Source organism: Pseudooctadecabacter jejudonensis (assembly GCF_900172275.1).
Lineage (GTDB): Bacteria > Pseudomonadota > Alphaproteobacteria > Rhodobacterales > Rhodobacteraceae > Octadecabacter > Octadecabacter jejudonensis.
Genome location: NZ_FWFT01000003.1, coordinates 145,917 through 167,196, shown reverse-complemented (window position 1 = coordinate 167,196; position 21,280 = coordinate 145,917). Strand labels below are relative to the sequence as shown.

Genomic DNA, 21,280 nt, shown 5'->3' with positions numbered 1-21,280 from the left:
GTTGCCTCCCCGGACTTGCCCGGCGCAGTCACTGTGTCGGGCAAGTTCGCCCTTCCTTTACCCCCCCACTTCATATCCTGTGAGAGTTCCCGGATGACGACCCGTATTGCGCCTGCCCCCGCACCAGACGTGTCCCCCATCGTGTCGATGGACATGATCACCAAGACATTTCCCGGCGTCAAAGCTCTCGATCAGGTCAAACTGGACCTGTTCCCCGGACAGGTGACCGCACTTGTCGGAGAAAACGGCGCCGGAAAATCCACCACCGTCAAGATCCTGACAGGTATCTATCAGCCCAACGGCGGCACGATCCGCATTGACGGCGATCCTGTCGTACTGGCCACGCCCGATGACGCATCACAGGCAGGGATCACGGCGATCCATCAAGAAACTGTCTTGTTTGATGAACTGTCCGTGGCCGAGAACATCTATATTGGCCACGCGCCCCGCACGCGGCTGGGCCTGATCGACAAGGCGCGGATGCATCAGGACGCAAGCGCCTTGTTGACCGAAATTGGGGCGCCTTTCAGTTCCCATACCCAGTTGCGGGACCTTGGCATTGCCAACAAACACCTTGTGGCGATTGCACGGGCCTTGTCCGTGGATGCCCGCGTGGTCATCATGGATGAACCCACGGCAGCCCTGTCCCACAAGGAAATCGAAGAGCTGTATGAGTTGGTCGAGACGCTGAAATCCCAAGGCAAGGCCATCTTGTTTATCAGCCACAAGTTTGACGAGATTTTTCGCATCGCCGATCGCTACACCGTCTTTCGGGACGGCGCCTTTGTGGCCGATGGCCAGATCAGCGACATCGCCGAAAATGATTTGGTGAAGATGATGGTGGGGCGGTCTGTTGAACAGATTTTCCCGCAAACAAACCATGAGATCGGTGAAGAAGTCCTCAAGGTCGTGGGATACGCCCATCCGACCGAATTTGCCGACATCAATTTCACCCTCAACAAGGGGGAGATTTTGGGGTTTTACGGGCTTGTGGGGGCCGGGCGGTCTGAATTTATGCAGGCGCTTTTCGGGATCACCAAACCGTCCAAAGGGGTGTGCCGGATCAATGGCAATATTGAGGTCATCCGCTCACCCGCCGATGCGGTGGCCAACGGGATTGTTTACGTACCAGAGGACCGTGGCAAGCAAGGCGCGATCATCGGTTTGCCGATCTTTCAGAACATCACCCTACCGTCGCTGGACAAGACATCGCGCAAGGGATTTTTGAAGCTGGCCGAAGAATTCAAACTGGCGCGGGAGTATTCGCAGCGTCTGGATTTGCGGGCAGCCTCGCTGGATCAGGATGTGGGCAACCTGTCGGGGGGCAACCAGCAAAAGGTGGTCATTGCCAAATGGCTCGCGACCCAGCCGCAGGTCATCATTCTGGATGAGCCAACCAAGGGCATCGACATCGGGTCCAAGGCCGCCGTGCATGAATTTATGGCCGAATTGGCGGCCCAAGGGCTGTCAGTGATCATGGTCAGTTCCGAAATTCCTGAGGTCATTGGCATGTCAGACCGCGTGATTGTCATGCGGGACGGTCGCATTGCGGCCGAAGTGGAAGGGGATGACATGACGCCCGAAACCCTCGTACGGCACGCCGCCGGCATTACAACACCAACCGAAGGGGCCGCCGCATGAGCCGTCTCATTCCCGTACGCGAAACCATTCTGGCCGCGGCCATTCTGGTGCTTTTGCTGCTGATTTCATCGAGGTTTGCGGGGTTTATTGCCCCGTCCAATCTGGCCAACGTGTTCAACGACACGGCCCCGCTGATCATCCTTGCCCTTGGGCAGATGGTGGTGATCCTGACGCGGTGCATTGATCTGTCCGTGGCCGCCAACCTTGCGCTGACGGGCATGGTGGTGGCGATGATCAACGTGGCCATGCCTGGATTGCCGATCCCTGTGATCCTTGCCGTCGCCGTGCTTTTGGGCGCGGTCATGGGGGCGGTGAACGGTATTTTGGTGTGGAAACTGTCAATCCCGCCCATTGTGGTGACCTTGGGCACCATGACCATTTTCCGAGGCATCATCTTTTTGATTTCAGACGGCAAATGGGTGAACTCACACGAGATGTCGCCCGCCTTCACCGCCTTCCCAAGAATGGAGCTGTTGGGCCTTCCGGTTCTGTCATGGGCAGCCATCATCACGATCATCCTGTTCGGCATCATGATGGCGCGCACCCAGTTTGGTCGATCCATTTTCGCGGTGGGCGGCAACCCCCATGCGGCTGTGTACACAGGCATTGATGTGGGTCGCACGCAGTTCTGGGCCTTTGTGGTGTCGGGGGCCCTGGCGGGGCTGACAGGATATCTTTGGGTGTCGCGTTTTGCGGTGGCCTATGTGGACATCGCGGGCGGGTTCGAACTCGAAGTCGTGGCGGCCTGTGTCATCGGCGGCATTTCCATCGCGGGCGGTATCGGGTCCGTGGGGGGCGCTGTTTTGGGTGCGATTTTCCTCGGTGTTGTTAAGAATGCCCTGCCGGTCGTGAATATTTCGCCGTTCTGGCAGCTGGCGATTTCGGGCAGCGCCATCTTGATTGCCGTTGCCTTCAATTCCCGTTCGGGCCGTACCAAGGGCCGCATCATCCTTAAATCAGCGGAGGCCACACAATGACGACCGCCCCCCAAACCCGCCACGTGCCCGACCGGCTGAACAGCCGCGCGGCCCGCATCTTCAAAAGCTGGGAGGCATTGCTGCTGGCTGTGGCGATTGCGATCTTTGTGATCAACAGCTTTGCCTCCCCCTATTTTCTAAGCGCGTGGAACCTGTCCGACGCGACCTTCAACTTTACCGAAAAAGCGATGATCGCCTTTGCTATGGCGTTGTTGATCATCTCGGGTGAGATTGATTTGTCCGTGGCCTCGATCATTGCGCTGGCCAGCACGGCGATGGGGCTTGCGTTGCAATACGGGGCCGGAACGCCGGAGCTGGTGATCATCGGCCTGACGGTTGGGGTGCTGTGCGGTGCGTTCAACGGGTTCTTTGTGACGGTTCTGGGCCTGCCGTCGATTGTGGTGACCATCGGCACCATGAGCCTGTTTCGCGGCATCAGCTTTATCATCCTTGGGGATGATGCGTTTCGCGGATACCCCGCCAGCTTTTCATGGTTCGGGCAGGGCTACATCTACTGGGTGTTCACGGTGGAAATGTTGTTGTTCGTGATCATCGCCGTGATTTACGGGGTGCTGTTGCACAAGACCAATTTCGGCCGCGCGGTTTATGCGATTGGCAACAACCCCACAGGTGCCATGTTCAGCGGGATCCGCGTGGCCCGCGTCAAGTTCATCCTGTTCTTGTTGACCGGTCTGATGTCTGGCGTGGCGGCGGTCTGCCTGACCTCCCGTCTTGGGTCGACGCGGCCCAGCATCGCCACCGGGATGGAGCTTGAGGTCGTGACGATGGTTGTTTTGGGCGGCGTCAATATCCTTGGCGGGTCCGGTACGATCCCGGGCGTGGTCATTGCGGCCTTTGTGATGGGGCTGGTCACCTTCGGGCTTGGGCTTTTGAATGTGCCCGGCATCGTGATGTCCATTTTCATTGGCCTTCTGTTGATCGGGGTGATTGCCCTGCCACGGCTTTGGGCCATGGCCGCAGCGAGGCGCACACCATGAGCAGTCGTTTCGTTTTCCGCATGAAGCTGCACGACGACATGGAGGCTGAATATAAGCGCCGCCATGATGAGATCTGGCCCGAATTGGTCGATCTGTTGCATGACGCGGGCGTCAGTGAATATTCGATCCATCTCGATGAAGACACAGGTCATCTGATCGGTGTTCTGGAACGCGCAGATGATCATGACATGCACGCCTTGCCGAGCCATCCGGTGATGCAGAAGTGGTGGGCCTATATGGGCGATATCATGGAGACAAATGCCGACACATCGCCTGTGGCGGTGCCCCTGACGCCGATGTTTTACATGCCATGACCGCACCGCACCACGTGGCTGTGATCGATATTGGCAAAACCAATGCCAAGCTGGCCTTGGTCGATTTGCCCAGCCTGACAGAAATCGCTGTTCTGACCAGGCCCAACACGGTGCAAGCGGGGCCGCCTTATCCGCATTATGATGTGGACGGTCATTGGGCGTTTCTGCTGGAGGGTCTTGGCCAGTTTCAACGAGAGCACGGCATCGATGCGGTCTCGGTCACCACGCACGGTGCGTGCGCGGCCTTGCTGGATGGCGCTGGGGGACTTGCCACGCCCATCGTTGACTATGAACACATCTACCCCGAACCTGTCTGTCAGGCCTATGACGCCATGCGGCCAGATTTCTCCGAGACCGGATCGCCCAGACTGGCAGGCGGGTTGAACATTGGCGCGCAGTTGCATTGGCTTTTTTCCCAAGACCCAGGCCTAAGGGACCGCACGGCCCAGATCGTGACCTATCCGCAATACTGGGGCCATCGGCTGACGGGGAAGGCGGCCACGGATGTCACATCCTTGGGGTGTCACTCGGACCTGTGGAACCCGTTTGATCAGGGCTTTTCCAGCCTTGTCGCGGCGCTGGGCCTTCAAGACAAGATTGCACCGGTACGACGCCCCGGCGACGTTCTGGGGACGGTCTCCCGCGATGTGGCGGACCGAACCGGCCTGCGGCCGGACACGCCGGTGAGTGTGGGAATTCACGATTCAAATGCCTCACTTTATCCCTATGTCGCCTCACGCGAGGGGCCGATCAGTGTGGTGTCGACGGGCACATGGGTCATTGTCATGTCCATGTCTGGCGACGGTGGCAGCGCAACGCTTGACCCTGTGCGCGACACCCTTGTGAACGTGAACGCTCTTGAACAGGCGGTGCCCAGTGCGCGTTTCATGGGCGGGCGCGAGTTTGAGGTCATCCAGCAAGGCCAGACCGTGACGCCCACGCCAAGCGACGTGGAGGAGGTGCTGTCGGCCCCTTTGATGCTGCTTCCGTCGGTCGAGCAAGGGACAGGCCCGTTTCAAGGGCGTCAGATGGCATGGCAGGGGGGCGAACCGCCTGTGGGTTCCGGCGTGCGGTCTGCAGCCTTGTCGTTTTATCTGGCATTGATGACGCACACCTGCCTTGATCTTGTTACAGGGGCAGGCCCCACAATCGTTGAGGGTCCGTTTGCGCGAAACCCCCTTTACCTTGCCATGTTGCAAGCCATCACGGGGCGTCCTGTTTTGACAAATGGTGCTGTCACGGGCACCAGCATCGGGGCTGCGATGTTGTTTCGCGAGGACACGGTTGTCCCGCGGCTGGACCCCGTCGAGACGGATTTTGATGTGCCCTCACTGAGGCGTTATGCCGATCTGTGGACGGAGCATGTGCGCCCGTCCTGACCTAGGCCGGCAAAACATCGCCTGTTTGATGCGAACTTTCCCGTCGACAGACCTGTATGGGCGAACAGGCATGGGTTTGTGGCCTTGAACTTCGATCTGATCTGCAAGAGGGTGCGAAGAACAACAAGCCGCCCCTTTCGAGTGATTGAGCTGCCATGCGATCTGCCCTTTTTGCCACCCTTGCTGGTGCCGCCGTTTTGGCGGCTGCGGCGGTCGTGTTTATGCCCGATGACGCGCGCATTTCCGAGACAGATACATTCACCGCGCCGGGTCTTGACCCGCTGACGATTGAGGACGCGCGGGGGGAATTCTGGCGGCTGACGCCCGCGCTTTTGCTGGTGGTCTATGAGGCGTTCAATGAAACACAGGAAGACGCGATTTACGACACCTTGGCCGATGTGACCCATGGCGATGCGTTGGAGTATCTGTACCTGGAACGGGTGGGCGCAATGGCGGGCGGGGGCCTTGATGAAACGCAGCAAACGATCCATGAAATCAAGCTGTTGAACACTCAGGTTGCACGCGAAGATGCGACGTTGCTGATCGATGCGTCATGGCAGGTCATCGGGACGGTGGGGCATGCGGAACATCTGCACGTGCGCGGGAATACCTACAGCGCGGATTTGCGTGTGACGCCGGTGGACGGCGCGTGGCGGATCACGGATTTTGAGCTGCTGGATGTGAATCGCGACACCGCCGGAGAGACGTTCTTGGCCCCTGATGCCGTTGCCCCCGCTACGGCGGAAAGCGAGGCTGACTGATGGTGCGCGTCGAGGATCTGAGGTTCGGCTACGGCGCCACAGGGTTTCGCCTGCACGTGCCTGAATTCACACTGGCTGCGCGGGAACGCGTGGCCATCGTGGGGCCGAGTGGAAGTGGCAAAACGACCCTGTTGAACCTGATCGCCGGTATCCTGACGCCGGAGGCGGGGCGCATCGATGTGGCGGGGACGGATGTGTCTCAGCTGTCTGATGCGGAGCGGCGCAAGTTTCGCGCCAGTCAGATCGGGTTCGTGTTTCAGGATTTTGCGCTGTTGGATTATCTGCCCGCGCGCCAGAATATCCTTTATCCTTACCGCATCACGCCTGCGCTGACGCTGGACCAAGACGCCCGCGACCGCGCCGAGGCTTTGGCGGTGGCGTGCGGGATTGGCGATAAACTGGACCGGCATCCAAACGCGCTAAGCCAGGGTGAGCAACAGCGGGTCGCCATCTGCCGTGCGCTTGTCACACAGCCGAATTTGATCCTGTCGGACGAGGCAACGGGCAATCTGGACCCTGACAGCAAGGCCCGCATCCTTGATCTGTTGTTTGAACAGGCGGCCGAGGCGGGGGCGTCTGTGCTGGCCGTGACACATGACCATGAGTTGTTGCCGCGTTTTGAACGGGTGCTGGATTTTGCGCAGTTCCGCGTTGCGGCCGTGGACGAGGGGGCACCCTTATGAACGCGCTTTACCTCGCCTATGCCTATCTGCGTTACAATTGGGCGCGCAGCCTTGTTCTGGTGCTGGTGGCGGCCTTGATCATGTTCGTGCCCGTGGCCACGCAGACGTTGTTGTCGACCTCCGAAAGGGCGCTGGTCGCCCGTGGTGAGGCGACACCGTTGTTGCTGGGCGCGCGCGGGTCGCAGCTGGATCTGACGATGGCCGCTTTGTACTTCGGTGAAGAACGCCCCGAACCTGTCGCCATGGCAGAGGTCGAGGCGATTTGGGACAGCGGGTTGGGCGTGCCGATCCCTGTGCATACCGCGTTTTCCTCGGGCGGGTTCCGTATTGTTGGCACGACGCTGGATTATTTCGATTTCCGCGATCTAGGTATTGCCCAAGGGCGCGGGTTGTCTGTGTTGGGCGATGCCGTCATCGGTGCATCCGTGGCGCAGGCGCTGGGCAAGGGCGTGGGCGACGCCTTGGTGTCGTCTCCTGAAAACCTCTTTGATCTTGATGGTGTCTATCCGCTTGAGATGCCCATCGTTGGCGTTTTGGCCCCCACCAACACCCCCGACGATGAGGCGATTTTCGTCGACATCAAGACCGCGTGGGTCATCCAGGGCATCGGCCACGGACACGAAGACGTCGTAACGGCAAATGATGTGGCCAACGGGACCGCCGCCTTGGCCAACGCCGCAGTGGTGCAGTACCAGCGCATAACGGAGGACAACATCGACAGCTTTCATTTCCACGGATCACAGGACGGCTTTCCGACCTCGGCTGTGGTGGTTGTGCCCAATGACACGCGGGCGGCCACGATCCTTAAGGGTCGTTATCTGGACGGCAACGGGCCGACGCAGTTGATTGAACCGGCCGGCGTGATCCAAGGGCTGGTCGACCGGATTTTCCGCATCAAAGCCCTGCTGGATGTGGTCACAACCATCATCGCCATCGCCGCACTGGCCGCCATCGGACTGGCTGTGTTCCTGAGTTATCGGTTGCGCGCCAAAGAGATCGCGACTGCCGTTAAATTGGGCGCGCGCAAAGGAATGGTGCTGCGCCTCTTGTCGGCGGAAACGATTACTTTACTTTTATTGTCAGCTTTGCTTGCGGGGCTTGGCGCTATGGTGGTGTCGCGCAACGCAGAAGCCTGGGTGGGCTGGCTGCTTGCCCTTGGTACCTAACTTTCTGGAGATCTTATGAAACGTCATCTTGTCACAGCATCTATTGCCACGTTGATTGCGACCACGCCCGCCTTGGCACACTACGGCATGATCATCCCCAATGACCCGATGATCAGCCAGGAAGACGGGCGCAGCGTCGATCTGACGATGTCATTTTCTCATCCGTTTGAATTGGACGGCATGACGCTGGGCACCCCAGAGGCCTTCGCCGTGACCTATGGGGATGAGACGACGGATCTGTTGGGTGAGTTGCAGGAGGCCACCGTGATGGGCGATCAGGGCTATACCCTGTCTTATGATCTTGCGCGTCCGGGCACCTACATCTTCACCATGGAGCCCAAACCGTTTTGGGAACCTGCGGAGGATTCCTTCATCATTCACTACACCAAAACCTACGTCACCGCTTTTGGCGATGATGAGGGCTGGGATACGGAACTGGGCCTAAAGACCGAAATTGTGCCCCTGTCCAAGCCGTTCGGCCTGTGGGAAGGCAATGTGTTTCAGGGCATCGTGAAACTTGATGGTGAGGCCGTGCCCTATGCGGAGGTTGAGGTAGAGTTCTTCAACGAAGATGGCGACGCCACTGTGCCGGATGAGTTGATGATCACCCAAACGGTCAAAGCGGACGAGAACGGTGTTTTCACCTACGCGGCACCCTCTGACGGGTGGTGGGGTTTTGCTGCGCTGAACACGGCGGACTACACGCTGACCGAAGAAGGATCGGGCGAGGAAAAGGCGGTCGAACTGGGCGCAGTCATCTGGGTTCACTTTGAAGAGTGGACGGGCCAGTAATGCGCGGTTTTGCCTTTGCCGCGGCCTTGGTTGTAGCCCCTATGGGGGCTGCAGCGCATGGGCTGATTGTCTTTGCGTCTGCGGATTGTGAGGCCGTGACGGTTGAGGCGAAGTTCTCAAACGGGCGGGTCGCTCAGCAAGGAGAGGTGCGCATCCTTGACGGCGACAACATGCTGCTGACCACGCTTGAATTGGCCGAGGACGGCACGGCGGTCTTGCCGCTGGCCGATGTTGACCACGAAGGCGGTCTGGTGGTTGAGGTCGACACTGGCGGGCACGACAATTACTGGATCGTGACGCCTGACGATATTGCACGGGGCTGTGAGGGATAAGATCATGGGGGTAGGTTTGAAACGACTGTTGATGGGCGGCGCGGTCGCGGCGATGGCGACGGGTGCGTTGGCACAAGATCGCCCGCAGATTATCGTTGTGAACCAAGCCCTTGAACTGATGGCCGAGGCGCTGGTGGGGGAGGCCGCTGATGTGGTGTTTCCTGTGCCCGAGGGCGTGGACCCGTCGTTCTGGCGGCCCAGCATTTCCGACATCAGCGAAATTCAAGGCGCTGATCTGATCCTTCTCAACGGGGCGGGCTTTGCCACGTGGATTGACCGCGTGACCCTGCCGCGCGCGCGGGTGGTGAACACCTCAGCCGCACTTGAGGATCAGTTTATCGTCACTCAAAGCATCACTCACAGTCATGGCGAGGGGGAGGAGCATTCGCACGAGGGCCTTGCGTCTTACCTCTGGCTTGATCCGACGTTGGCGGTGGCGCAGGCGGATGCGATTGCGGCCGCCCTCGTTTTGCGGGGGATTGCCGAGGCTGAGGACCTTGAGACGGCGTTGGATGCCTTCACCGCAGACCTGACGGCGTTGGATGCGCAGACGGCAACGGCCCTTGAGGGGGCGGGGGATGTGCAGATCATCGCCACTCATCCACGGTATGAATATTTCGCGCGGCGCTACGGCCTCAATATCGCGTCGCTTGAATGGGACGCAGGTGCCATGCCCACCGATGCAGAGCTTGACGGGCTGGCTGCCATGGCCGCCGACACTGGCGCGACCGTTCTGATCTGGGAAGCCACGCCCCCGGCGGAGGCTTTCGCGGCCACCGAAGGTTTGGGCCTTGCGAATGTCGTCTTTGATCCGCTGGCCTTTAACAGCGATGCGGGTTCTTACGTGGATGCGGTGGGCCGCGCTGTGGACGATCTGGCGAACGCGCTGAATTGATCACTTGCCCATGATGCGTTTGCGGCGGTCTTGCATCTTGTCGTTGGCTGCCGTTGTGCCATCGTGGAAGGATCCGAACCATTTGTCCCACGGGATCTCAAGACTGCCGTAGTTACATTCAAAATAACGGTGGTGCATCTGGTGGTGGAATGTGCCCAAGGCCAGACGGTTCTTGTCGCCCAGCAGAAGGCCTTGAAAGCCCGTGTGCGAGGTGATGGCTGTCAGGAAATAGTATTGCAAGTGGAACAGAATGTGCACCGGATGCGCGCCCACGGCGAGATGCACAAAGACCGACCCCAGAAAGATAAACTGTTCCACCGGATGCATCGACATGCCGGACCAAGGCCCCACGTTGATGTTGCGGTGGTGCAGGGAGTGCACGTGTTTATACAGAAACGGAACATGCAGGGCGCGGTGGATGATGTAGAAATAAAAGCTCTCCCAGATCGGGACGAGGAAAAACAGGGCGATGAACCAGACGGGGTTTGCGTCAAACGTGATCAGACGGATGTGGCCGTTGGCCAACGCCCACATCATCACGGCCTCAAACGCGGTCCAGATCGCCACGCCGCTGCCCAGCGTCCAAAACATATTGTCGCGCACCTGACCACCCAAAGTGAACTGCCGCCCATTGACCATCAGCGGGCGCGGGTCGAATTTCAGACGCTTGCCTTGGGCTGAATAGGTGTAGAACCACAGATGCAAGGACCCTGCGACCAGCAGTGTCAGCACCAGGTTGCGCAGATACATCTGCGCGATCCATCCGGGCGCAAAGGTCTGCGAGGCCTCAAGCGGGGGCTGGAACCATGCGTAGCACGCAAAGGCGAGGCCGACGATGATCAGCTTTTCGGTGATCAGGAACCACGAATTCCAAACCCATTTTGCCATGTCCACCACGTTGAGGGGCCAGATGAAAAAGGGCGACGTTTTCAAGGGAACCTCTGGCAGGTGGTTCCATCCTTTGAGGGGTTCGTCAGACATTGGGGCAGCCTTTTTGGATTTCGTGCCGCTAGGATAACACGCAAACTGCAAATGTCGCCTATGAATGACGTGGCCAAGGTCTGAGGATGCCTTCGGTCCACGACGGGTGTGCCAAAAGGGTTGACTTGCGAAAAGATCTGCCGCGAAGATCATCCCATCTGTAGGCGTCTACAGGGCTATTCAGGACGACAGGATGGACATCCTCACCGCGTTTCGCAACGGAGTGTCCCGACCCAAAGGTCGGCGGTTTGATGGGCTACAGGCCCCGCATCCGGCAACTGTCCAGCGGGTCGATCCGAGACAGGCGGTGCGCGTGGATGTGGCGGAAGGCGACACGATGAGCGTTCTGCACGCCGATCAGACAACAGGTTTGCAATTGGCTGCCTTTGGGCCGGACGGGGCTGATGCGCTGGCCAGCCTTGGGGTCGTGGCGACGAGCCACTTGCAGGTCGATGCCTTTGCCAGCGGCGCGATGGTCGGTTGGATTGCCAGCAAGGGCGGCGTGGCCGAGGCCACCGCCGTGGCCGAGGTGACGGACGCCGAGGCGCTGTTGGTGCTGCGCGCCACGGCCCCCGCAGCACTTTGGGTTATCAATGTCAGTCGGGTGGCCGATCACGTTGCGGGTGTATCCAGCGGCGCGGTAGAGGTGCACGTCAAACGCGCGGCGGCGTCCAACCTGGTGCTTCCCCCGCCGCTTGGCAAACTCCGCGATGAATTCACGGTGTCGCGTGCCACGGCGCAGGCCTACCGACTGAACAAGGGTGAAACCGTGCAGGTCATCGATGTGGACGGACAGCAGTGTTCTGATTTCATGGCCTTTCGGAGCCGCGGCCTCGATGCGGGTGTTGAACAGCTCATCGACAGTACCGTCACGCGGTCCATGGTTGGGGGCGCATATCCGGGGCCGGGCCTCTTTGACAAGTTCTATGACGCCGAGATGCGGCCGATGCTGAACGTGGTACAAGACACCGTGGGGCGGCATGACACCTTTGCACTTGCGTGTACTGCGCGCGGCTATGAAGAACGCGGCTTTCCGGGGCATGTGAACTGTTCTGATAATATCAGCCATGTCATGGCAGACTACGGCGTGGCCCGTCGGTCTGCCTGGCCTGCGATCAATTTCTTTTTCAATTCATGGATCGACCGGGGCGACAACCGCATCCAGTCAGAGGAATCGTGGTCGCGGGCGGGGGATTATGTGGCCATGACAGCGATGGATGATCTGGTCTGTGTCAGCACGGCCTGTCCCGATGATGTGGACCCGATCAACGGCTGGAACCCCACGGATGTTCACGTTCGCATCTACGCACCTGACACCCCCGTCCGCCGCGCCATCGCGTATCGGCCAAAGGAAAACGCCCCCATGAGCCTGAGCCAAAACAGCGCCTTTCACGAACGCACCAGCCAGCTGACCGAACAGTTTATCGCGGCCCGAGACACTTGGGTGCCTGCGGCCTACCCAAGCGTGGGCACGACGGGCGAATATTGGGCCTGCCGTGAGAGGGTGACGGTGCAGGATATGAGCCCGCTGCGCAAATACGACATCCTTGGGCCTGATGCTGAACGGCTGTTGCAGCACGCCATGACGCGCAACATCGCCAAGCTCGCCCAGTGGCGGGGCACCTATGCGCTGATGTGTGACGCCCAAGGTGCCGTGATTGACGACGGCACGCTGTTTCGGCTTGGGCCGCAGTCGTTCCGTTGGTGTTGTGGGACCGAGGAATCTGCGCGACATTTGGCGTCTTTGGCTGTGGATCTGGATGTCCGCATTCATGACATGCAGTCGTCGCTGCCCAATCTGGCCGTACAAGGCCCACGGTCACGCGATCTGATGCGCAAGATTGCTTTTACTCAACCCCATGTGCCGTCCCTTGAGGATCTGAAATGGTTTGGCGTGACGGTCGCACGGCTGCACAACCGCGAAGGCGCGCCGTTTATGATGGCGCGGTCCGGCTACACCGGCGAATTGGGGTATGAGGTCTTTTGTGACCGCGCCGATGCGCCCGCCGTGTGGGACGCCATCATGGAGGCAGGGGTGGAGTTTGGGATCGCCCCCATGGGCGCCCACGCGCTTGAGGTCATTCGGATTGAGGCCGGACTGGCCGCAGCGGGTGCGGAATTTGCACCTGATGTGGACGCGCTTGAGGCCGGCTTGGGCTTTGCGGTGGATTTCAAGAAGACCGATTTTGTGGGGCGCGCCGCGTTGGACCGCAACGCGCAAGCGCCGCGCCGTGTGCTGAAAGGCCTGCTCTTTGAGTGCGATGACGTGCCTGCCCATGGCGCGCATGTGTACTTGGGTGAGAGGCCTGTGGGGGTCGTGACGTCGGCCACGCGGTCACCCACATTGGAACGGGCCATCGCCATGGCGCGGCTGTCCGTCGAAGTGGCCGAGGTCGGCACCGCGCTTGAGGTCGGGTTGATGGACGGACACATGAAACGGATCACTGGCACCGTTTGCGATATCCCCTTTGTCGATCCGCGCCGCGAACGCGCCCGCGCCTAAAGGCCGCGCCCGCACCCGTGGCGCTGGCCCTCGCGCGTCCTAAGTCCTGTCAGGACACAAGGAGGCCGCATGTCTGACACGCCCGATACTTCAAACGCGCCCAAGGGCCTGCGCGTCCCCGCAGGACGTCTCAACCGCATGGCACGCCTTGGCGGGCTGACGGCAGGCGTGGCGGGCAATATGGCTGCGGGTTCACTGGCCTCATTCGGGCGGGGGGAGAGGCCCCGCATGCGCAACCTGCTTCTGACCCCGCGCAACATTACCAAAATCGCAGATGAACTGGCGCGGATGCGCGGGGCGGCCATGAAGATGGGGCAATTGATGTCCATGGACACGGGCGACGTTTTGCCGCCTGAGTTGGCACAGATCATGGCACGGCTGCGCGATGATGCCCATGTGATGCCGCCAAAACAGCTAAAACACGTGCTGACGGAGACGTGGGGCGACGGTTGGCTGCGGCGGTTCAAACGGTTTGATGTGCGGCCTATTGCGGCGGCGTCCATCGGGCAGGTTCATCGCGCACAGACCCGTGACGGGCGCGATGTCGCGGTCAAGGTGCAATACCCCGGCGTGGCCCACAGCATTGACAGCGATGTGGCGAACGTGGGCGCGTTGATCAAACTGACGGGGTTGTTGCCCAAGGGGTTTCAGCTGGCCCCCTATCTGGAGGAGGCGCGCAAACAGCTGCATGTTGAGACGGATTACGCGGCCGAAGGGGCATCCTTGCGGCGATTTCAGGCCGCTTTGACGGGGGATGCGCGGTTCGTGGTGCCCGCGATGCACGATGATCTGTCGGGGTCGCACATCCTGAGCATGGATTTTATCGACAGCCAACCGGTCGAGGCCGCAGCGGCTGAGGATCAGGCCACCCGTGACCGCATGGCCGCCGACCTGATTGATCTGATGTTGGCAGAGATGTTCGATCTGGGCTTCATGCAGACGGACCCCAACTTCGCCAACTACCGCTATATTCCCGCAACGGGGCAGGTGGTGCTGTTGGATTTTGGGGCGACGCGGGATTTGCCTGCATCGGTTGTTGAGCCTTATGCGCGGCTGATGCAAGCGGGGTTGGACGGGGACCGCGCGGGGCTGGAGGCCACGTGCCGCGAGGTTGGCTTTTTGTCGGAGGATGTGTCTGACACCCACGCCAGCCAAATCGTGGGCATGATTGAGGCTGTCTTTGCCGCCCTGACCCGTGCGGAGATGTTTGATTTTGCAGACCCGACCCTAAACCGCGACATGCAGGCCAAGGGCATGGCGTTGGCTGAGGATGGTTTTGTGCCACCGCCCTTGCCCATGGATGCCGTGTTCTTGCAGCGCAAGTTTGGCGGCATGTTCTTATTGGCTGCGCGGCTGGGGGCGAAAGTGCCGGTAGAGGCCGCGCTGCGCGATTGGCTCAGCCGGTACTTTGCGACGACAGCAGCATAAAGACCAAGCCAAAGAAGATGCAGATCGGGCCATAGACCGTCTCATCCAACCGCCGAAAGGGCTGTTCAGGGGCGAGGCGTTTCATCATCGTTGAATAGGCCGCCACGGCGCGAACTTGAAAGACCACGGCGATTGCAAACAGACCTGCGGTTTTCAGAATGCCAGGCGGAAACCAGGGCCAGGCCGCAGCAAACAACAAGGCCACAACGACAAGCGCACAAGGAATGGGGCCGGGCATTTTCGTGATGCCACGTGTGCCAACAACCGTGCGCGCCAAGCTGGCCTCATCCTTGATCGGCCACCAGAACCCCAAGGCCCACAAAAGGTGGATGGCAGCGATGACAACAAGCCCCGCAGAGGCCAGACCCGCAAGGATCGTCACCGCGCGACCTCTACATCAATATAGGTCCATGTGTCTTTTGGGGCGCCGTCGTCTTCATAGCTGATGAGGAGGGACATGGACAATTCGGGCAGGTAAATGACCTCTTCGTTGACTGTGAAGCCGTCGCTTTCGTAGCGGATTTTGCCGGGCAAAGCGTCAAAGGCGCAATCGCCCACCCGAAAGGTGATGGGCTGGCCCCACGTCTGGGACTGCGCCTCTGCGTAAATATCGCCGTAGCCGTTGATGATCGTGTCGACGTCCCAGCGGCTTTGCGCGGTGGGAATAGGCAGGTCGCGCGCGGCCATGGGATAGGATGTGCTGACGACGCTGTCACTGATCGGCTGACCGTTTTCCGTGTCGGACAGTTGCAGCACATGCACGCCTTGCCCCAACAATGTGCGGTAGGTGAAGCCATCGGTCGCCACACCATCAATCTGCACCACCCCGTTGCCGATGGATGTAAAGGTGTCGCGGTCGCCCGCGTCTGACGTGAAGGTGATGCCCGTGGCCAGATCGGCACCCGTGGGGCAGGTGGCCCATGCAGGAGTGGCTGCAAGGGTGGCAAGAAGGGTCAAGGTGCGCATTGTCAGGCTCCGTCTGGCGTTGGCTTTGGCACAGCTTACAAGGTCGCGCGGGTTTGTCGATTGCGGTCGGGTCAGATTGCGCGGCGCTGCGTGCGTTTGTTCAGGGCAATGCGGACCAAAAAGGCCAGGATAAACAGGGCGGTGAGGACCAAAATGACCGTGGGGCCTGCGTCTGACGCGATCCAAAAGCTCAAATACACCCCGGCCACCATTGAGCCAGTGGAGGCCAGCACGGCGACGATCAGCATGTTCCGAAATTGGCGGGTGATCAGGAAGGCGATGGCCCCTGGTGCGATCAGCAAACCGATGGCAAGGATCAGGCCGACCGCCTTGAGGGTCGCCACAATGGTCAGCGACAGCACCACCAGAAGACCATAGTGCAACAGCGCAACTGGCAGGCCAATGGCGCGGGCCTGTGCAGGATCAAAGGCGTTCAAAAGCAGGTCTTTCCAGCTGAGAAGCAGGGCTGCGCAGACCAGCGCGCCAATGATGCCCGAGGTCCACAGATCCTGCGCCGTCACCCCCAGCATATTGCCAAAGAGGATATGATCGAGATGCACGTTGGTTTCGATTTTCGTATAAAGAACAAGGCCAAGCCCGAACATGCCAGAGAACACGACGCCCATGACCGTATCTTGTCGGACCCGTGAATTTGCGTCGAGATATCCCGTCAGCAGCGAACACACCATGCCCGCGATGAACGCCCCCACGATAAGCGGCAGCCCCACGATATAGGCCAGCACCACACCAGGCAGAACCGCATGGCTGACGGCATCGCCCATCAGCGACCATCCCTTGAGCACCAGAAAACACGACAACAGCGCCGTGGGCGGGCCGATCAGAAGGGCGATGTAGAACGCCCCGTGCATGAATGGAAATTGGAAGGGAAGAAGGAGATCACCCATGGCTAAGCGCCTCTGCCGCACGCCTGCGGGCTGCGAACAGCCCGTGTTTGGGCGCAAAGAAAAAGGCGGCGGCAAAAAGCGCCGTTTGCAGGCAGATGATGATCCCACCTGTGGCCCCGTTCAGGAAATAGGACACATAGGCGCCCACAAAGCTGGACAGCGTGCCGATGGTCACAGCGATGATCAGCAGACGGGGGAACCTGTCGGTCAGCAAATAGGCCGTGGCCCCCGGTGTAATGACCATGGCAATGACTAGAAAGGCGCCCACGGTCTGCAGGGCCGCGACGCAGGCCGCCGACAGCAGGACAAAAAAGATGAACCGCAACCGGCCCGGGTTCAGCCCAATGGACCGTGCGTGGTTTTCATCGAAAAACGCGACCATCAAGTCCTTCCACTTGGCCAGCAGAACCACCAGGCAAACCCCGCCGATAATCAACAGTTGCGCGGTGTCGCTGGGCGTAATGGCCAGGATATTGCCAAGGATAATTGTTTGCACATCCACAGGCACAGGGGACACGGACACCATGAACAGGCCAAGGCCGAAGAAGCTTGTGAAGATCAGCCCGATGATCGCGTCCTCTTTCAGCCCCGTACGTTGGTTGAGAAACATCATGGCACCGGCCGCTAAACCGCCTGACAAAAACGCCCCCAAGGCAAAGGGCAGGCCCAACATATAGGCCCCTGCAACCCCGGGCACGATGGAATGGGACAGCGCGTCGCCGATCAGGGACCAGCCCTTAAGCATCAGATAACACGACAAAAACGCACAAACCGCCCCCACAAGGGACGACACCACCATGGCGTTCACCATAAAGCCGTAGGTGAAAGGCTCCAGCAAAAGGGTCATTCGCCGCGGGTCCGTGTCTGATCGTCGTAGATGACGAAAGGCCGTTCATCGTCTGTGAGGATCGTCACTTTGCGTTCGTCATCATCATCATGCAGGTCTTCACCACCCAGAACGAAGTGACGCAAAACGCCACCGAAGGCGGCCTCAAGGTTTTCGCGATTGAACACCTCTTCCGTCGGGCCGAAGTTGAGAACCGTGCCCTTGACCAGCACGGTTTGGTCGCAAAATTCAGGCACCGAGCCGAGGTTGTGGGTGCTGACCAGCATCACACGGCCTTCGTCGCGCAACTCCTTTAGCAGGGCAATGATGGCTTCCTCGGTTTGGACATCGACGCCGGTAAACGGCTCATCCAGCAGAATGACTTGCCCGTTTTGCGCCAAGGCACGGGCAAGGAAGACGCGCTTGCGTTGGCCGCCCGAAAGCTCCCCGATCTGGCGGGTGCGGAAATCGGCCATGCCCACACGGGCCAAAGCGTCTGTGACGGCCGCGTGATCCTTGAACGAGGGGCGGCGCAGCAGGCCCATATGACCGTAGCGGCCCATCATCACCACGTCTTCGACCAGCACGGGAAACGACCAGTCGACCTCTTCCGCCTGGGGGACGTAGGCGACGATGCCTGCCTTGATCGCCTGTTTGACCGTTTGCCCCAGCACGCCGATCTCACCGCTCGCCGCAGGCAGAAAGCCCATGATCGCCTTGAACAGCGTGGATTTCCCCGCCCCGTTGACCCCAACCAAGGCCGCAATCGTGCCGCGTGGGATGGCGAACGTCGCATCGCGCAGGGCTGTGGTGCCGTTGCGATAGGTGACCGTCACACCATCCGCATAAAGCCCCGCCTGGTTCTTGGACGTTTGATGCGGGGCCGGTTTGGGCAGGGTGTTCAGGGGGGGAGGGTTCACTCAGTCAGGCCTTCCACGACGGTTTCAGTGGTCACACGTAGTAGGTCCAGATAGGTCGGCACGGGGCCGTCTTCCAGTGACAGACTATCAACATAAAGCACACCGCCGTAATTGGCACCGGTTTCACGTGCGACCTGTTCGGCAGGATCGGTGTTGACCGTACTTTCACAAAACACCGCGGGCACGTCATTGGCACGCACGGTGTCGATCACAGCGCGGACCTGTTGGGGCGTGCCTGTCTGATCAGCGTTCATGGGCCAAAGATAGGCCTCCTGCAGACCGAAATCACGGGCGAGGTAGCTGAACGCCCCTTCGCAGGTGACCAACCAACGTTGGTCTTCCGGGATCTGCATGATCTGGGCGCGCAAGGGTTCAATCGCCGCCGTAATTTCGGCCTTGTAGCGCTCTGCGTTCGCCGCATAGGTGTCGGCATTGTCGGGGTCGTGTTCGGACATGGCGGCTGCGATATTGTCGATGTAAATCAGCGCGTTGTCCAAGCCCATCCAAGCATGTGGGTTGGGCAGACCTTCGTAGCTGCCCTCACGGATGGGCAGGGGGGCGATGCCTTCGGAGATGGTCGCCGACGGGATATCCCCCAGGTTGCCCAGGAACTGTTCAAACCACAGTTCGAGGTTCATGCCGTTCCACAGGATCAGGTCCGCATCCGATGCGCGCAACAGATCGCGCGGGGTGGGTTGATAGCCATGGATTTCGGCACCAGCACGGGTGATCGATTCCACCACTGCGGCGTCTCCGGCGACATTTTTGGCCATATCAGCGATGACAGTAAAGGTCGTCACGACCTTGAAGTCATCGGCGATGGCGGCGGTGGCCAGCAGGCCGGATAGGGCAGTCGTCAGTGTCAGTAAACGCATTGAAACCTCCTTATTGCTGGGCTGAGTTATGGGCCATCCTGCGGGGTTGTCAATGAGATTGAGAATTATTCTCAACTAAAGGGGGAGGAATGTGTCGCTCTGCTTGATCAGCTCAGCCACTGGACGAGGGCTGCATGGGTGAGGGCGGGTTGCTCAAGTGGTGGCAAATGGCCTGCGTTTTTCAGCACGGTCAGTTGGGCATCGGGTATCAGCTCTGCCATCAAGGTATGGCGGTGGAGGGGGCACAGCCGATCATGTTCCCCTGTCAGGATCAACGTGGGCTTTGTCCATGATTTCAAGGTGCCTTTCTGGTCGGGCCGGGACATGAGCGCATGGGATTGGCGTGCGAACACCTCGGGGCCCAGATCGATCGCCATGTCCATGCACAGGTCCAGAACTGGCTGACGGTGCGGGCCATCGGCCAAGTAGTTGGGCTTCATCTCATCGCGCATCACGGCACGCAGATTGCCAGCCTGCGCCTTGGCGATCTGGGGCGCGCGCATGTCTTTGATGCGGTCGGTCTCGGCCTCACAATTGGTGTTCATCAGGGCCAGTTTTGTGACACGGTCGGGCGCTTGCCGAATGATCTCCATCGCGACGATCCCGCCCATCGACAGACCGGCCAGTGCGAAGGTGTCGGGGGCATTTTGCAAAACATCCGCCGCCAATGCCTCAACCGTGTCATGTTGAGAAATGGAAAGACACAAATGGGGCGGCATGTGTTGGAACAGCCGCCCGTCGCACATCATTCCAGGCAGAAAAACAAGGGTCATTTGACCTGAGCAGCCCCCGCTGACAATGCACCAAGTTTGGCATAGGCGATATCGGGGTCCACAGCGCCAAAACCGGCGAAGGTTCCAAAACCACAATCAGACCCTGCGATCACGCGGTCATGCCCAACAATCCCCACGAACCGTTCGATGCGTTCCTGAACAAGATCAGGATGTTCGACAAAGTTCGTGGTGGTGTCGACCACGCCGGGGACAAGGATTTTGTCGTCAGGAATGTCTGCCTTGCGATCACGGAACACGGCCCATTCGTGGCCGTGACGCGGGTTGGATGTTTCGAACAACAGATACGAGGCTTGCGTGGACATCAAAGTGTCGAACATCTTGGACATGGGGATGTCGCAGACATGTGGGCCTTCGTAATTCCCCCAACAAATATGAACGCGCACGCGGGCCGGATCGATCCCGTCTAGGGCATGGTTCAACGCTTCAACATGGGCGCCTGCGATCTTAAGGAATTCCTCATCGGTCAGATCATTGAACAACATATGACGCGACAGCGCGAGGTCGGGACAATCGAGTTGCACGTCCAGCCCCGCATCCACAATCGTGCGGTATTCTTCGCGCATGGCATCGGCCAGCGCGCCCAGGTATTCGTCCCGCGTTGCATAGTAATCGTTCTGCAAAAACAATGAGATAACGCCAGGGGAGGCCGCGTTCATAAAGCCGCGTTCGATGCCGTTCTCGGCCATCGCAGCTTTGAGGTTGGCGATATCTTTCTCAAGCTCGCCCTGACCTTTGGATTTTACAGGACCGACACACATGGGGCGGGCGTATTGAGGCGTCCCGCCGTCATCCGCCAAGCGCTTGAGAAAGCTTGGAAATTTCTTCAGATCGGCAGGCGCATTGCGGGGGCTGTCGCCGTCGAAACCTGTGTAGCGGTCCTTGACGTAGGTGGCGTAGCTGATCTTGGAGGTCTCCCCGTCAGACACGATGGAAATGCCTGCATCCTTTTGTTTTTTAACGGTTTCCGCAACGGCTGCCGTCATACAGGCGTCAAAGGCGGCGGTGTCGTACTCCTTGCCATGTTCACGGGCGAAGATGAAATCGACAACCTCTTGACTGCGGGGAAGGGAGCCGACGTGGGACGTGAGTATTTTGGACATTTGAGGCCTTTCGAGACGTATGGTTTTGGTATGGCTGGCGTATG

22 protein-coding genes are annotated in these 21,280 nt (G+C 59.6%); 13 read left to right on the top strand and 9 right to left on the bottom strand.

The window, feature by feature from the left end; translation table 11 throughout:
• Positions 1-93: 93 nt before the first annotated feature.
• The 11 genes from PSJ8397_RS09970 to PSJ8397_RS09920 all read left to right on the top strand — a co-directional run bounded on the left by PSJ8397_RS09970 (position 94) and on the right by PSJ8397_RS09920 (position 9,938).
• A complete protein-coding gene (locus tag PSJ8397_RS09970) occupies positions 94-1,641 on the top strand; it encodes a sugar ABC transporter ATP-binding protein (RefSeq protein WP_085864466.1) in 1,548 nt (515 codons plus the stop codon).
• The gene (locus tag PSJ8397_RS09965) at positions 1,638-2,618 is read left to right on the top strand and encodes an ABC transporter permease (RefSeq protein ID WP_085864465.1); all 981 of its coding nucleotides are present in this window, start codon (positions 1,638-1,640) and stop codon (positions 2,616-2,618) included. The genes PSJ8397_RS09970 and PSJ8397_RS09965 overlap by 4 nt, the downstream gene beginning before the upstream one ends.
• Positions 2,615-3,616, top strand: coding sequence for an ABC transporter permease (locus PSJ8397_RS09960; protein ID WP_085864464.1), 1,002 nt, complete (start codon positions 2,615-2,617; stop codon positions 3,614-3,616). The genes PSJ8397_RS09965 and PSJ8397_RS09960 overlap by 4 nt, the downstream gene beginning before the upstream one ends.
• Positions 3,613-3,930, top strand: a complete 318-nt coding sequence (rhaM, locus tag PSJ8397_RS09955) for an L-rhamnose mutarotase (RefSeq protein ID WP_085864463.1) — start codon at positions 3,613-3,615, stop codon at positions 3,928-3,930. The genes PSJ8397_RS09960 and rhaM overlap by 4 nt, the downstream gene beginning before the upstream one ends.
• Positions 3,927-5,309, top strand: coding sequence for an FGGY-family carbohydrate kinase (locus tag PSJ8397_RS09950; protein ID WP_085864462.1), 1,383 nt, complete (start codon positions 3,927-3,929; stop codon positions 5,307-5,309). The genes rhaM and PSJ8397_RS09950 overlap by 4 nt, the downstream gene beginning before the upstream one ends.
• Before the next feature lie 155 nt (positions 5,310-5,464).
• Positions 5,465-6,070, top strand: coding sequence for a hypothetical protein (locus tag PSJ8397_RS09945; RefSeq protein WP_085864461.1), 606 nt, complete (start codon positions 5,465-5,467; stop codon positions 6,068-6,070).
• Positions 6,070-6,753: an ABC transporter ATP-binding protein gene (locus tag PSJ8397_RS09940; protein ID WP_085864460.1), complete on the top strand. Its 684-nt coding sequence runs from the start codon at positions 6,070-6,072 to the stop codon at positions 6,751-6,753. Before PSJ8397_RS09945 ends, PSJ8397_RS09940 begins: the two co-directional genes overlap by 1 nt.
• A complete protein-coding gene (locus tag PSJ8397_RS09935) occupies positions 6,750-7,919 on the top strand; it encodes an ABC transporter permease (protein ID WP_085864459.1) in 1,170 nt (389 codons plus the stop codon). Before PSJ8397_RS09940 ends, PSJ8397_RS09935 begins: the two co-directional genes overlap by 4 nt.
• A 15-nt stretch (positions 7,920-7,934) precedes the next feature.
• Positions 7,935-8,711, top strand: a complete 777-nt coding sequence (locus tag PSJ8397_RS09930; protein ID WP_085864458.1) for a DUF4198 domain-containing protein — start codon at positions 7,935-7,937, stop codon at positions 8,709-8,711.
• Positions 8,711-9,043, top strand: coding sequence for a hypothetical protein (locus PSJ8397_RS09925; RefSeq protein ID WP_085864457.1), 333 nt, complete (start codon positions 8,711-8,713; stop codon positions 9,041-9,043). The genes PSJ8397_RS09930 and PSJ8397_RS09925 overlap by 1 nt, the downstream gene beginning before the upstream one ends.
• 4 nt (positions 9,044-9,047) lie before the next feature.
• A complete protein-coding gene (locus PSJ8397_RS09920) occupies positions 9,048-9,938 on the top strand; it encodes a metal ABC transporter substrate-binding protein (protein ID WP_085864456.1) in 891 nt (296 codons plus the stop codon).
• Here PSJ8397_RS09920 and PSJ8397_RS09915 read toward each other — a convergent pair whose 3' ends face one another.
• On the bottom strand, positions 9,939-10,919 hold the full coding sequence (locus PSJ8397_RS09915; RefSeq protein ID WP_085864455.1) for a sterol desaturase family protein: 981 nt from the start codon (positions 10,917-10,919) through the stop codon (positions 9,939-9,941).
• Positions 10,920-11,112: 193 nt separating this feature from the next.
• Between PSJ8397_RS09915 and PSJ8397_RS09910 the strand changes: the two genes are divergently transcribed.
• Both PSJ8397_RS09910 and PSJ8397_RS09905 read left to right on the top strand, forming a co-directional pair.
• Positions 11,113-13,422 carry a DUF1989 domain-containing protein gene (locus tag PSJ8397_RS09910; protein ID WP_085864454.1) on the top strand — a complete coding sequence of 770 codons (2,310 nt, stop codon included), beginning with the start codon at positions 11,113-11,115 and terminating at the stop codon, positions 13,420-13,422.
• A gap of 69 nt (positions 13,423-13,491) precedes the next feature.
• Entirely contained in the window at positions 13,492-14,850 is a 1,359-nt protein-coding gene (locus tag PSJ8397_RS09905; protein ID WP_085864453.1) for an ABC1 kinase family protein, read from the top strand.
• Here PSJ8397_RS09905 and PSJ8397_RS09900 read toward each other — a convergent pair.
• The 8 genes from PSJ8397_RS09900 to PSJ8397_RS09865 all read right to left on the bottom strand — a co-directional run bounded on the left by PSJ8397_RS09900 (position 14,819) and on the right by PSJ8397_RS09865 (position 21,236).
• The gene (locus tag PSJ8397_RS09900) at positions 14,819-15,232 is read right to left on the bottom strand and encodes a DUF3995 domain-containing protein (RefSeq protein ID WP_235000676.1); all 414 of its coding nucleotides are present in this window, start codon (positions 15,230-15,232) and stop codon (positions 14,819-14,821) included. The genes PSJ8397_RS09905 and PSJ8397_RS09900 overlap by 32 nt on opposite strands.
• Positions 15,229-15,816 carry a hypothetical protein gene (locus PSJ8397_RS09895; protein ID WP_085864452.1) on the bottom strand — a complete coding sequence of 196 codons (588 nt, stop codon included), beginning with the start codon at positions 15,814-15,816 and terminating at the stop codon, positions 15,229-15,231. Before PSJ8397_RS09895 ends, PSJ8397_RS09900 begins: the two co-directional genes overlap by 4 nt.
• A 71-nt stretch (positions 15,817-15,887) precedes the next feature.
• Positions 15,888-16,721, bottom strand: a complete 834-nt coding sequence (locus PSJ8397_RS09890) for a metal ABC transporter permease (protein ID WP_085864451.1) — start codon at positions 16,719-16,721, stop codon at positions 15,888-15,890.
• Positions 16,714-17,568, bottom strand: coding sequence for a metal ABC transporter permease (locus PSJ8397_RS09885; protein ID WP_085864450.1), 855 nt, complete (start codon positions 17,566-17,568; stop codon positions 16,714-16,716). The genes PSJ8397_RS09890 and PSJ8397_RS09885 overlap by 8 nt, the downstream gene beginning before the upstream one ends.
• A complete protein-coding gene (locus PSJ8397_RS09880; protein WP_143515462.1) occupies positions 17,565-18,452 on the bottom strand; it encodes a manganese/iron ABC transporter ATP-binding protein in 888 nt (295 codons plus the stop codon). The genes PSJ8397_RS09885 and PSJ8397_RS09880 overlap by 4 nt, the downstream gene beginning before the upstream one ends.
• Positions 18,453-18,463: 11 nt before the next feature.
• The gene (locus PSJ8397_RS09875; RefSeq protein WP_085864449.1) at positions 18,464-19,342 is read right to left on the bottom strand and encodes a metal ABC transporter substrate-binding protein; all 879 of its coding nucleotides are present in this window, start codon (positions 19,340-19,342) and stop codon (positions 18,464-18,466) included.
• 107 nt (positions 19,343-19,449) lie between these two features.
• Positions 19,450-20,115 (bottom strand): alpha/beta fold hydrolase, encoded by a 666-nt coding sequence (locus PSJ8397_RS09870; RefSeq protein ID WP_085864448.1) that lies wholly within the window; start codon positions 20,113-20,115, stop codon positions 19,450-19,452.
• Complete coding sequence (locus PSJ8397_RS09865) at positions 20,112-21,236, bottom strand: cobalamin-independent methionine synthase II family protein (RefSeq protein ID WP_085864447.1); 1,125 nt, start codon at positions 21,234-21,236, stop codon at positions 20,112-20,114. The genes PSJ8397_RS09870 and PSJ8397_RS09865 overlap by 4 nt, the downstream gene beginning before the upstream one ends.
• Positions 21,237-21,280: the final 44 nt, after the last annotated feature.

Coding starts and splice junctions, on each gene's coding strand:
- PSJ8397_RS09910 (WP_085864454.1), top strand. CDS start 11,113: ATGGACATCCTCACCGCGTTTCGCAACGGAGTGTCCCGACCCAAAGGT.
- PSJ8397_RS09885 (WP_085864450.1), bottom strand. CDS start 17,568: ATGACCCTTTTGCTGGAGCCTTTCACCTACGGCTTTATGGTGAACGCC.
- PSJ8397_RS09890 (WP_085864451.1), bottom strand. CDS start 16,721: ATGGGTGATCTCCTTCTTCCCTTCCAATTTCCATTCATGCACGGGGCG.
- PSJ8397_RS09915 (WP_085864455.1), bottom strand. CDS start 10,919: ATGTCTGACGAACCCCTCAAAGGATGGAACCACCTGCCAGAGGTTCCC.
- PSJ8397_RS09920 (WP_085864456.1), top strand. CDS start 9,048: ATGGGGGTAGGTTTGAAACGACTGTTGATGGGCGGCGCGGTCGCGGCG.
- PSJ8397_RS09945 (WP_085864461.1), top strand. CDS start 5,465: ATGCGATCTGCCCTTTTTGCCACCCTTGCTGGTGCCGCCGTTTTGGCG.
- PSJ8397_RS09940 (WP_085864460.1), top strand. CDS start 6,070: ATGGTGCGCGTCGAGGATCTGAGGTTCGGCTACGGCGCCACAGGGTTT.
- PSJ8397_RS09870 (WP_085864448.1), bottom strand. CDS start 20,115: ATGACCCTTGTTTTTCTGCCTGGAATGATGTGCGACGGGCGGCTGTTC.
- PSJ8397_RS09950 (WP_085864462.1), top strand. CDS start 3,927: ATGACCGCACCGCACCACGTGGCTGTGATCGATATTGGCAAAACCAAT.
- PSJ8397_RS09935 (WP_085864459.1), top strand. CDS start 6,750: ATGAACGCGCTTTACCTCGCCTATGCCTATCTGCGTTACAATTGGGCG.
- rhaM (WP_085864463.1), top strand. CDS start 3,613: ATGAGCAGTCGTTTCGTTTTCCGCATGAAGCTGCACGACGACATGGAG.
- PSJ8397_RS09905 (WP_085864453.1), top strand. CDS start 13,492: ATGTCTGACACGCCCGATACTTCAAACGCGCCCAAGGGCCTGCGCGTC.
- PSJ8397_RS09965 (WP_085864465.1), top strand. CDS start 1,638: ATGAGCCGTCTCATTCCCGTACGCGAAACCATTCTGGCCGCGGCCATT.
- PSJ8397_RS09865 (WP_085864447.1), bottom strand. CDS start 21,236: ATGTCCAAAATACTCACGTCCCACGTCGGCTCCCTTCCCCGCAGTCAA.
- PSJ8397_RS09875 (WP_085864449.1), bottom strand. CDS start 19,342: ATGCGTTTACTGACACTGACGACTGCCCTATCCGGCCTGCTGGCCACC.
- PSJ8397_RS09960 (WP_085864464.1), top strand. CDS start 2,615: ATGACGACCGCCCCCCAAACCCGCCACGTGCCCGACCGGCTGAACAGC.
- PSJ8397_RS09895 (WP_085864452.1), bottom strand. CDS start 15,816: ATGCGCACCTTGACCCTTCTTGCCACCCTTGCAGCCACTCCTGCATGG.
- PSJ8397_RS09930 (WP_085864458.1), top strand. CDS start 7,935: ATGAAACGTCATCTTGTCACAGCATCTATTGCCACGTTGATTGCGACC.
- PSJ8397_RS09970 (WP_085864466.1), top strand. CDS start 94: ATGACGACCCGTATTGCGCCTGCCCCCGCACCAGACGTGTCCCCCATC.
- PSJ8397_RS09925 (WP_085864457.1), top strand. CDS start 8,711: ATGCGCGGTTTTGCCTTTGCCGCGGCCTTGGTTGTAGCCCCTATGGGG.